Annotated in this window: 6 protein-coding genes; all 6 read left to right on the forward strand. The window is 36.9% G+C overall.

The window, feature by feature from the left end; translation table 11 throughout:
- Positions 1-110 precede the first annotated feature (110 nt).
- The 6 genes from Q0093_RS00005 to Q0093_RS00030 all read left to right on the forward strand — a co-directional run bounded on the left by Q0093_RS00005 (position 111) and on the right by Q0093_RS00030 (position 12,432).
- Complete coding sequence (locus tag Q0093_RS00005; protein ID WP_297927838.1) at positions 111-602, forward strand: GNAT family N-acetyltransferase; 492 nt, start codon at positions 111-113, stop codon at positions 600-602.
- A gap of 325 nt (positions 603-927) precedes the next feature.
- Positions 928-1,527: an RNA polymerase sigma-70 factor gene (locus Q0093_RS00010; RefSeq protein WP_297927840.1), complete on the forward strand. Its 600-nt coding sequence runs from the start codon at positions 928-930 to the stop codon at positions 1,525-1,527.
- A gap of 46 nt (positions 1,528-1,573) precedes the next feature.
- Positions 1,574-2,575, forward strand: coding sequence for a FecR family protein (locus Q0093_RS00015; protein WP_297927842.1), 1,002 nt, complete (start codon positions 1,574-1,576; stop codon positions 2,573-2,575).
- Between the two features lie 224 nt (positions 2,576-2,799).
- Positions 2,800-6,159: a SusC/RagA family TonB-linked outer membrane protein gene (locus Q0093_RS00020; RefSeq protein WP_297927844.1), complete on the forward strand. Its 3,360-nt coding sequence runs from the start codon at positions 2,800-2,802 to the stop codon at positions 6,157-6,159.
- Positions 6,160-6,184: 25 nt separating this feature from the next.
- Entirely contained in the window at positions 6,185-7,921 is a 1,737-nt protein-coding gene (locus tag Q0093_RS00025; protein WP_297927846.1) for a SusD/RagB family nutrient-binding outer membrane lipoprotein, read from the forward strand.
- 176 nt (positions 7,922-8,097) lie between these two features.
- Positions 8,098-12,432, forward strand: a complete 4,335-nt coding sequence (locus Q0093_RS00030) for a discoidin domain-containing protein (protein ID WP_297927848.1) — start codon at positions 8,098-8,100, stop codon at positions 12,430-12,432.
- The last annotated feature ends 111 nt before the right edge of the window (positions 12,433-12,543 follow it).

The following is a 12,543-nucleotide window of genomic DNA, read 5'->3' on the forward strand; positions in this document are numbered from 1 at the left end:
TAGAGCATCTGACTACGGATCAGAAGGTTACAGGTTTGAATCCTGTCGGAGTCACTTTTACAGTTCTCATATTTATGAAGGACTGTTTTTTTATATATTAACAATCGAATATGATGATTATACGTCTGGCAAAAGAAAATGACATAGAAGAAATCATGGGATTAATTACCAGGACGGTAATATCCGGACAATCATCTTCTGGTTGGAACGAAACTTATCCCACCAAAGAAATTTTCGTTGAAGATATAGATAATCAATATCTATATGTTTATGAAGACAACCATATCGTCATCGGCATCATATCTCTTATTCCCGGACCAGACCCCGACTACCAAAGTATTATATGGAAAAATTCCGGAACATCACCCTTAGTATTACATCGACTATGTGTTGATCCTTATCGACAAAGAGAGGGTATCGGAAGCCGATTAATGAATTTTGCAGAAACATTTGGCCGTGAACATGGATACACATCGCTACAACTGGATACCCGCATCAGTAACCATACAGCGGCAAACCTTTATGAACAATTAGGATATACAAAGATCGGAACGATAACAAGAAATCGAGGGAATTTTATATGCTATGAAAAAAAACTTTGATAAAACAAGTGCGGTTCTCTATATAAAATAATATCGACTTTTGGAATATATCAATCTATTTTCAATATATTTGAATTGAGAATTCATCAAAAAAAGGGAATTATAAGTTTCAAGCTCTATTATACAAACTTTTAAGCAATAATTATATATTTATTGTGTAAATTTTTGCAGTCAAGTACAAAAAGAAACAAAAAAATATATTAATATTGCTCTCAAATTCAACAATATATATTTTAAATATTATTTTAAAAGTCTGTATATAAATATATTATACACATTGTAGAAATTCCCTTATCATTTAACAACAAAAGGGAAATCATAAATTATGAAATTTGAAGAGAAAAATATATTGATTGAAAAAGGAAAAATAGAACAAGAATATAATCTATTATTCAAACGGTTATATCCGGGATTGATGTTTTATGCAAATCGCTTTTTGGATGAAGATGAGGCAGAAGATGTAGTACAAGATGCATTTGTAGAATTATGGGAAAAACGAAATGCAATAGACTTAGGAGATTCTATCCACACATTTATGTACCGTTCGGTTTATTTTAAGGCTATCAACATAATTCGACATAAAAATGTAGAGAATAATTACTCTCAATCTTTAATTGATATATACCAAAAGAAAATAGATTACTTTCATCCGGATGAAAACGATACGATCCGAAAAATGGAAAGTAACGAAATCAATAAAGAAATTTTCTCGGTAATAGAGTCTTTACCTGAAAAATGTAAAGAGGTCTTTAAACTGAGTTATCTCAATGATATGAAAAATAAAGAAATAGCTGAATTACTGAATATTTCTTTACGAACTGTAGAAGCCCATATGTATAAAGCATTAAAATTTCTTCGTGCTAATTTATCCCACTTGATGCCTGTTATTTTATGGATACAAGTATTTTTTATGAAATACAAGTAAGTGTTTTACAGCAACCAGTTGTTTTTTATAATAAAAGATTTATATAATGAATGAATTAGACGAAATACTATTATTGAAATATTTACAGAACAACTGCTCAGAAGAGGAATTAGCGATCGTTAATTCGTGGATGAACTTGTCTAAAGATAATCGTAATCGATTATTAGAGATGGAAAGAATTTGGCATTCCGGAGACAAAATCCGTTTTGCAAAAGAGAGCCATATACTCCATGCCGAGAAACTGTTATATAGCCGAATCAAAGATATAGAAGAAAAGAAACAAAATATCCGCAAATCAAAGTGGATATATTCTACAATAAAATATGCAGCCGCCATCATCGTTTTATTTATCGGAACATACTTTGCGATAAATTACTTCGGATTTAATGTGAGTGATTATGAGATTGTCTCTACTTCAAAGACCGATCCTGTACGGCAAATCATTCTACCCGACGGTACGAAAGTGTGGTTAAACCACTCTTCTATTCTAAAATATCCTAAAAAATTTACTGAAAAGAAACGAGTTGTAGAATTAGAAGGTGAGGCTTATTTTGAAGTGACAAAAGATACCAAACGCCCGTTTTCAGTACAGAATGAAACTTTAGACGTACAGGTACTCGGAACTGTATTTAATATGAATTGCGATAAAAATAGACAATTAGCAGAAGTTTCTCTAATTCGCGGATCTGTCAAAGTCACAGGAAAACATGACGAAGGAATGATTGTTCTTTCGTCGGGACAAAAAGCTGAATTAAACAAATCAACGAAACAAATGCACGTAAGAACATTCAATACGCAACTCGATGCAGTTTGGCATGACGGAATGATTCCATTCGAAGATGCGACAATCTCGGAAATCGTTTCGACTCTCCAACATTTATACAAAACAGAGATCATTCTATCTCCAGACATCGATAAAAGCACTTACTCCGGAGTTATTTATCAAAAAGAAAACCTCGACTCCGTATTACTTAATTTGACATTAGCCATGCCGATAGAATATACAAAAAATGAAGGCAAAATATACATAAAACCGATTAAAAGGTAAATCATTTCATACAATAACAATTTATCCTTAAACGGCGACAGGCAAGAAAGCGGTTCTTTCTTGCCTGTCGCCGTTTAAATTTTGCAGATCAAGAAAATCTCAACATTCTCATAAAAAACAAATTTTCGAGTAAGTGTTTTCACAAATACGACTGTTTTATATGCAAAGGGGAAAAAGACAATGGAATTTATCCCTTTATGTGTTTGATTCAATAATAAATACCTATGAAAAATGTTTTAACAAAAAAGAGGCATATAAAAATAGCCTCGATGATTCTGTTCTTGTTTCTTTCTACACACTTAACATTCTCACAAGTTACTTTGTCTCTTAAAAACGGGACTTTAGGGAACATTATCCAAACAATCAAAGCTCAAACTGAGTATAAGTTTTTTTATGATGACGAACTAACCAAACTGAAGGTCGGAGATATAAACGAAAAAAATATCCCGGTAAAAGAGTTATTAAACAAAGTATTGCCACCCATCGGCGTCACTTATAAAATAGATTCTCAAATCATTTATCTATACCCCAATAAAAAAGAAATAAAATCTACGCCGAAGGAAAAAGACTCAAAACAAATTATAAAAGGACAGGTAACCGATGCCTCAGGAGAACCTCTAATCGGAGTCAGCGTATCCATAAAAGGATCGACATCCGGAACAATGACCGACATGGACGGAAATTATACATTAATCGTTCCGGAGGGATATAAAGATATTCAATTTTCTTACGTCGGCTTTAAAACCGAACAACACGCAATTAAAGGAGATAAAATCAACATTCAAATGCAAGAGGATACTCATACCCTCGACGAAGTCGTCGTTACGGCATTGGGAATCAAAAAAGAGAAAAAAATGTTAGGATATTCGGTACAAGAAATCAAAGGTGACAAGCTCAACCAAACCGGAGATCCGTCTATAACAGGAGCTTTACAAGGGAAAGTTGCAGGTCTGCAAATGACTACATCCAATACCGGATTAAACGGATCTACCAAAATAACCATACGAGGCAATAGCTCTCTCGTAGATAACAATCAACCGTTATGGATCGTGGATGGCGTCCCTTTTACAGAAGAAAGTACTTCTACCGCTTCTGCATACAGCGGATATGACCGAGGAAGCACTACTGTCGATATTAATCCGGAAGATATCGAATCAATATCCGTTTTGAAAGGTCCTAATGCTGCTGCGTTATACGGATCAAGAGCCGGAAACGGAGTGATCTTAATTACTACGAAAAAAGGGACAAAGTCTAACGGATTCGGAGTCACATACAACAACAACTTTACATGGACTCAAGTCGCTTCGACATTGGAAATGCAAGATAAATACGGTCAAGGAACAAATGGTATATACAGTGACACGCCTTATAGTTTCGGGCCAGAGCTTGACGGACATGAATATACGACTTTTACCGGAGAAAACATCCCTTTTCAAAAATACGGGAATAAACTAAAAGATTTTTTCAATACGGGATTTGCTCAGACTCATAACGTCGCTATCGGAAACGTAAAAGAAGATTCTAATTACAGGGCATCTTTCGGAAGTACAAATGCCAACGGCATATTTTCCCGTGAAAAGATGAATAAAATCAATGTAGATCTGACTGCCGGGATGAAAATGAATAAATACTTGTCTATGGATTCCAAAATATCTTTATCTCGCACTAAAACCGAGAATCGTCCCCTCTACGGGAAAAACGGTATTGTATATCAACTATTATTCATACCCAATAATATCCGGTTAAGTGATTTGAAAGATCATTATATGTCTCCTGAAAAAGCTCATATCAATTGGACAGGACCTTTTGAAGAAGTATTAAATCCCTATTTTATAGAAAATCAATACAGCAATAATGACGAACGCTGGAGGGCATTCGGTTACTATACTGCAAAACTGAACTTTACCGACTGGTTACATGGCTCAGCCAAATATGCTTTCGATTATTATAACACAACCTTCAAAACTACGGATATTACCAAATGTCTGGATGTCACAACTTTAGATGAACAAAAACAAGACCGATTAGACCGATCAGAAAGTCGTTTCTTCGAACAAAATGCAGAATTTATGTTGTTAGGAAACAACAATATCGGAGATCGCATACAAATAGGTTACTCTTTAGGCAGTAATATCATGATCCAGCAAAGGACAGGATTAGATGCATTCTCTGTAAACATGCGAAAAAAATTAGTATGGCAAATGAATTCCGCATTAGGTGTAAACGGAGCGAACGCTTCATATATGAAAAAACAGATCAATTCGGTTTTCGGAACTTTCCAATTTACATTTGACAATTATCTTACTCTCGACTTGACAGCGCGAAATGACTGGTCTTCTACATTACCCTCAAATAACCGGTCATTCTTTTATCCTTCTGCCAATTTAAGTTTTGTAGTAAGCGATTTTATTCGTAATCAAAATTGGGCGCTTCCGGCTTGGTTAACATTCGCAAAAGTAAGACTTTCAGCGGCACAAGTAGGTAAAGATACCGATCCATACCAACTGTGCAACTGGCTGAATTATAAGCAAAACGGGAATACAGGAGATTTAACTTCTCCCGATACTTCAATCAGAGCTAATGCGACCTTAAAGCCTGAAATCTCTACTTCGTATGAAGGCGGATTAGAATTAAAATTTTTGCAAAACCGGTTAGGAATAGATTTTACCTATTATAACAGCCGGACAAAAAATCAAGTGTTAATAGTCCCGATGACCGGTTCTTTCAACGGAAAATATATCAATGCCGGACTGGTAAGCAATAAAGGGGTAGAACTCATGCTATACGGTACTCCTGTAAAAACTAAAGATTTTTCATTTGATCTTACAATAAACATGGCTCACAACCTCTCTGAAGTGGTAGAACTAACACCAGAAAAGAAAGAAGTCATATTTAACGAAGGAGAGTCTAACTTTATCATAGACGTCGGAGCTCGTGAAGGAGGGAAATTGGGAGATATCTACCCGATACAATCTTACAAACGCGATAATAACGGAAATATCATTGTTCGCGATGGCTACCCATTGATCGAAGAAAGCAAAGGTAATGACCGTAAAGCGATCGGTAATATACAACCTAAATTATTAATGTCTGTTACTCCGTCATTTACATATAAAGGTATTTACCTGACTGCACTTTTCGACATGAAATTCGGTGGAGATATAGTATCCATGTCCGAATCGGTAGCTACAAACTACGGTATGGCAAAACGCACAGAAGATCGGGGAACAATTACTGTAAAGGGAGTAAACGAAGACGGCACACCCAACACGACAGCCGTTGATGCAGAAAGTTACTACAAACGAATAGCCAATGTAGCAGAAGAGTTCTTATATGATGCATCATTCATCAAGCTAAAAGAGCTGTCACTCGGCTATTCATTTCCCAAAACATTATTGAAGAAAACTCCTTTTAACAGCTTAAAAGTCGCATTCGTTGCCCGTAACCTTTGTTATTTGATGAGTCATACTCCGGGAACAAGCCCAGAAGGAGGTTATGATACAACAATGTTTTCTCAAGCATTCGATTTCACATCCATACCCTATACACGAACATTGGGATTTTCTGTTAATGTCGGATTTTAATCATTTTATTTGAAAATATAAGATTATGAAATTACATTATATTACGATATCGGCAATACTTCTATCTGTGACATCATGTGCAGATTTCGATAAAATAAATATCGATCCTGAAAACTCTATATACGTAGGAGCTGGAGATACAGGGAATGACTCAAACGACGACGAACGTTCTACCAGTATAGATTTTCCTGAAACCATCCCGGATGACGAATTAGCTTTTGCCAAAGAAAACGAAGCATCTGTCGAGTCCGATTTTAAAACATTCTCGTATGAAGGGATGTACAACGATTATCAAAAAACGACAAACTTAACACATGACATATACGCAGGATATTTTGCCAACAACCACCCATCTTTCGTTAACGAGTCTCCCAACTATCGTTATACCGATCGCTATTCATCAACACGCTGGGAACATTTCTATCGCGACCGTTGCAAAGAATATTCCCGACTAACCCGTGTATTCAAATATGTTAATCCCGAGAAATACAAAAACGCATTTTATATCACCCGCATCTATTTCGCCTTTTTGGGAGTACAAATGGTAGATACATACGGAAATATTCCTTTCTCAGATTATGTTCGAGGACAAAATCCACGAGAAAAAGCCAGATACGACACAGGTGCAGAAGTATATGACATGTGTTTTCGCATTTTGGCCGAAGCAGTAGAAAACATAAATCCCGACGATGCAAGTCAATTCACATTCTCCGGGAATAATGATAATTGTTATCATGGAGATGCTTCAAAATGGGTCAGATTTGCAAATACTTTGCGGCTACGCATGGCTTTACGGATATCTAATTATGACCCGGATTGGGCTCGTAGAGAGGGAACTGCCGCATTAACAGCTAAAGGAGGATTAATTCAAAACAATGAAGATAATATGCGTACAATACCGAAACACGCTCCTACCGATTTAGGAGGAGACGGTATCGGTGGCAACGAAAATGTTCATGCCATGTGTAGCTATATTTATTTGGATGTCGTTATGTCTAAAGACATGGAACTGGCATATAAAACACAAAGCTCACGAGATGATCCTCGTATGCAGGTATGCTGGTATCGTCCCACGCCGACAACTCAATTAAAGGATCAAGATACCGAAGATACTTCATCAGAGTTTACGGGATGCGCGATCGGCAGTTCCGATATAGACCGCTCTTCAGCTAAATATTCGGTAATACGCAGTTATTCAAGAAACTCTACGACATTAGACAACTCACGATGGTTTGGATATGCCCGTGAATCCGTATGGTTGAGTTATGCCGAAACAAAGTTTCTCCTTGCAGAAGCTGCATTAAGAAATTGGGGAACAGAAAAAGATGCAGAGACATACTTTAAAGAAGGAATTCAAACATCCTGCGACTACTACGGAATCTTATCTCGACTCACAACAGCTTATGTCAACGGAGTTATGAGCAATCTCGATGAAGGAGTGTTTACTAACAACAAAGAAAAGGCTTTAGAAGCTATCATAACACAAAAATGGTTAGCTGTTTTCCCGAATGGAAACGAAGGCTGGGCGGAATTTCGTCGGACAGATTATCCTCGTCTGCAAAACCATATCGGCAATATATCAGAAGACGTCCCAGTCGGGAAATTCATTAAACGCATCCGTTATCCGAACAGCGAATATACCAGCAATCAGGAGAATATACCCCAAAATTACATCGACCGTCAAGATACCAAGATATTTTGGGACATAGCTGATACAAATAATGATTCGGGAATCAGACAGACTCCTGACAATTTCAGATGACAATGTAGATTTTTCAGATCGAAAACAGATATAAAAAATGCTCTAAAAAATTAGGGCATTTTCATTACCCAACGAAAAATGAAATTTATGACTAAGTGTTTTTATGACGACCATACGTTTTATAATTATTAAATATTGCACAACCAATAATACGTTAATTTTTAAATCATAAACCAATGAAAGTGAAAAAACTTTTTTTTCTTGTGTTGCTCTTTTTATGGAGCGGACAAATTGCGATGTCCCAACAACCTTATGCACCATGTTGGCATCCTCTAAATTTAAAAGGCTGGAATCCGTCAATGGATCCCGATTTTCAGTTCAACAAAGCTACAATAAAATTGCAACCCCGTTTTCAAAACACAAATTTGAATGCAAATCCTTACCAACATTACGAGGGTCAATTATGTGCTATGGTAACTATGAATGATGCATGCAGCACAACTCCGTCTCAAGATGCTTTCAATTTCATCGGCTGCAACCCCACATTCTGGCAATACATCGATATATTGGTTTGGTGGGGAGGTTCTGCCAGCGAAGGCATTATCATTCCTCCTTCAGCCCCGGCAATCGATGTCGCACACATGAATGGAGTAAAAATATTAGGAACTATATTTTTCCCACCATCAGCTTTTGGCGGTACAGGAGAATGGATCGATCAAATGCTGACAATGGAAAACGGAGAATATATCTACGCTAAAAAACTATACGAAATCGCAGTTGCATACGGTTTTGACGGCTGGATGATCAATGAAGAAACTTATCATGGAGGAAATCCGGGATGGTCTGGTTTTATCAAAGAATTTGAAGACTGTAAAAAAGCCGACGGCAATGACCACATGATTATCGGTTGGTACGACAATTCTATGAATGTAAGCTCTCGTCAAGGACTTCTACAAAACGGCATTTACTATATGCAAGAATACGCAAGTTCGAAACATATTAACGAAAATCTTCAAAGATGGTTAGGATTCGGCTGGGACGAAGAAGACTTCGTACAAAGAAATTATATGGGATGTCAACAAGACATAGCGAGCGACGAATTCAGTAAAATATTTTCGAAGGACAAACACAATGCTTCTGTTTTTATTTTTAAGCCAGAAGAAACGACTTGGAAAAAATTCGTAGGAAATCTTATCGGCAAACCTTCAGCATCCGGTGAAACGGCTTACTCTGCAATGAAAAGCTCTTTCAAAGCCGAATCTACTTATTGGGTACAGAATGCAAATCCTTCATCTACCGATGGTTGGAGTGCACAAGTTTGCGCTATGTCCACAGCTATGTCCGAAAGATCTGTCATTCAAAGTACACCTTTCATTACCTCATTCAGTGCAGGATTAGGAAAGCATCGTTTTGTCAATGGAGAAAAACGAAATACACAAGATTGGTATCATAGAGGTATGCAAGACATTTTACCGACATGGCGCTGGTGGACCGAAGCAGGGTGTAACTTATCTTTCGATTACAATTGGGATGATGCTTATAACAACGGAACTTCTATCAGTGTCGAAGGTTCTTTGACTGCAAACAGAGATAACCTAATACGGATGTTCAAAACTAACATGATTATTAAATCCGGTGACAAAGTACAATTAGTTTACAAAACATCAGTACCGGGCTCGATTGAAGTTAAGTTAGGTACTTCTAACAACACCTCCGATTTAGAAACTTTCAAACTGAATACAGTAAAAACAGAAAACGGATGGACAATAGGTGAAGCCGATCTTTCCTCTATTTCGGGAAAAACGGTATGCGTCATCGCATTAAATTTCAAATCGACCTCAGCAACCTCTTCTTATACAGCATCTTTAGGACAATTAGGCATATTCAACAAATCATATACACCCTCTGCACTACCGGTAACTAACTTAAAAACAGAAAGTAAATTAACAACAGAAGGAGGCGATTTAAGAATTACATGGGATGTACAAGAATCTACCGACGTACATCATTACAACATATACATGACTCAAGGAAACGAAAGGAAATTGATCGGTCAAACCCGCAACGGAGGTTTTTACATTCCTGAGTTTAAACGTACATCCACAAACGAAACATCTGTAAAGATAGAAGTAGTTACAGTTTCTAACGATTATAAAGAAGGTATTCCCTCTGTTTTAGAAGTAAAGTATCCTTCTCGTGAACAAATTACAGTCAAATGCTATGCTTCTCAAACCTTAGTAAAAACAGGGACTAATGTTACAATTACGGCAGAAGCCGATAATTCTCCGACTTCATATACTTGGGCAATACCGCAAAATGCGACCTTGGTAAGCGGACAAGGTACTTCAAAAGCCGTTTTCAGCTTCTCACAAGAAGGTTTGTATGACATCTCCGTTACCGTGGCAAACGAAGTTGCCAGTGTGACCTATTCGCAATCTAACATGATAGAAGTAAATAACGATAAATCATTAGAACTGGTAAGTGTTGATAAAAGCATATACTCTTGCAGTAAATGGAACGAGGGAGACAATGAAGCTCCGGAATATCTGTTAGACGGTAAATATTCTTCCGATGATGTAACCATGCACGAGAAATGGTGTGCATCCGGTAATAGGGAATATACAGTTATTATAGACCTTGAACAGATCTATAACATATACAGAACCCGTATAATGGATTGTCAGGTCGCAGAATCGGGAGATAATTTCAATAATTACGAAATATATATCAGCAAAGATGCACAAGATTGGAAACCTGTTATTGAAAAAAACGAACAGGGAAGTGTAAAAATTAAAGACGATTACATTGCTCCTACGGAAGGCCGCTATGTAAAACTCAACATATACGACAAATCTCCTTTTACAATACGAGTATGGGAATTTGAAATATACGGGACTGAATTAGGAGAACATTCTATTCAGCAACAAGAAGATCTTGTCATGGGCCTTTCTGCAGAACAAGAAAATAAACTTACATTTGACTGGGGTGGCGAAGCTGATGACGATTATGCTTTTACAGTCGAATCATTCAATGAAAATTTACTGACTACAGAAATAGGTAAAATCGATTTGCAAGCCAAAACTGTAAGCTATAAAATGAAAACCGGTACGGAACAAGGAGTTGCAAAGGTCGCCGTACATTTCAGGAAAGGAGAATATACCCGATCTACGATATTCAATGTGAGTGTCACCGATCTGGAAAATATTAATCGAGCTGCCGGGAAAATAGCTACGATCCTAAAAGCCGGTACAGGTTATGATGAAGACGAAGGCATGACTCAATATCCTTCCATTAAAAAACATATAGAATATCTGACCGACGAAAACGATGAAACATTCGCGATGACATCTTACGATGAGGTAGATACCGAATTAGAGTTTGATTTAGGGGCTATTTACGGAATCAATAAAGTCGAAATCGTACTGAAAAATATTTCCGGAGTAACTGCAGTTCCTAAAAATTTGAAATTTTATGCTGCCGATGACGAAACGAAAGAATATCGTGAATTTATCTCAAAATCTTGTAATGTAGGGACAAATACATACGAAATAAGCAGACAAAACATGCGTTTCGTAAAATTAGTTCTCCCTGCTACCGATGAATTAATGGGATATGCCGTATGCGAAGTGCGCATCTTCGGGAAAGAAGTTGCAGATAAATATATGCCTTTAGAACTAAGCGGGTATAATATAGACATCATTGCTGAAAGCACTCCGATACAATCCTCTTCAGTCGCTATGAGCACTCAAACAAATAAACTTCCGTCTTTTGTATGGGTCAGCCGGAACGTATTGCCGGAATACGGATTACCTGAAAGCGGAAAAATAACCAGCCAATCGGGGGTGCGCTACCAGTTAGCACCATATAACGGGGCTAATGCGGTTAAAAGTATAGGAAAAGAAAATGCTGTTCTTACCCTGAACAAAGGAGTAAAAGCAAAAAAAATACATATTCTGGTAACTGCCGGACCAGGAGATTCCCCTTATTCGACTACTAAACTTGCCTATGCACGAGCAAGATATACCGACGGAACTACGGCAGATCACAATAACGGAAGCTTTTTCTGGATGAGAGGTTTCAATAACCTAAATGAATCAGACCAACAAGTAACAGCCAACCCGATTGCAATAAAAGGGATAAAAGGCTACAATTGGAATAGTGAAGTTTTATTCGATTCAGAATGTTGTTTAGCTGAAATATCGATAAATACAAATCCAGAAAAGGAAATTGCATCCGTCGAACTGCAAGGTTACCAAAATGACGAATGGGGATATATTTTGGCGGCAACAGCAGAAGAAGTCAGCTGGGTCGTAGGAATAGAAAAATCTACCACAGACAATTCCGAAATCAAAATTTATCCGAATCCTGTACGAAAAGGAAATAGTCTGACCGTAGAAACTACCGATGCAGAAACAATACGTCTGATGACATTACAAGGAGTAACGATTTCTAACCAAAATATAAACGCTCCTGTAACGATTATTCAGACAGACAATCTGACAGCAGGCACATATTTATTAATGGTTTCCGGAAAAGATTATACAAAGACCATGAAGATCATCGTAAAATAATTCAAGTTTTACAAGGTTCAATAAAAGGCATTGAAAAATTTCAGTGCCTTTTATTTTTATTCATTTTTTAAATAAGTGTTTTTTATGCTCTTCTTGTTTTATATATAGTTT

Origin of the sequence: uncultured Coprobacter sp. (genome assembly GCF_947855755.1) — a bacterium.
Lineage (GTDB): Bacteria > Bacteroidota > Bacteroidia > Bacteroidales > Coprobacteraceae > Coprobacter.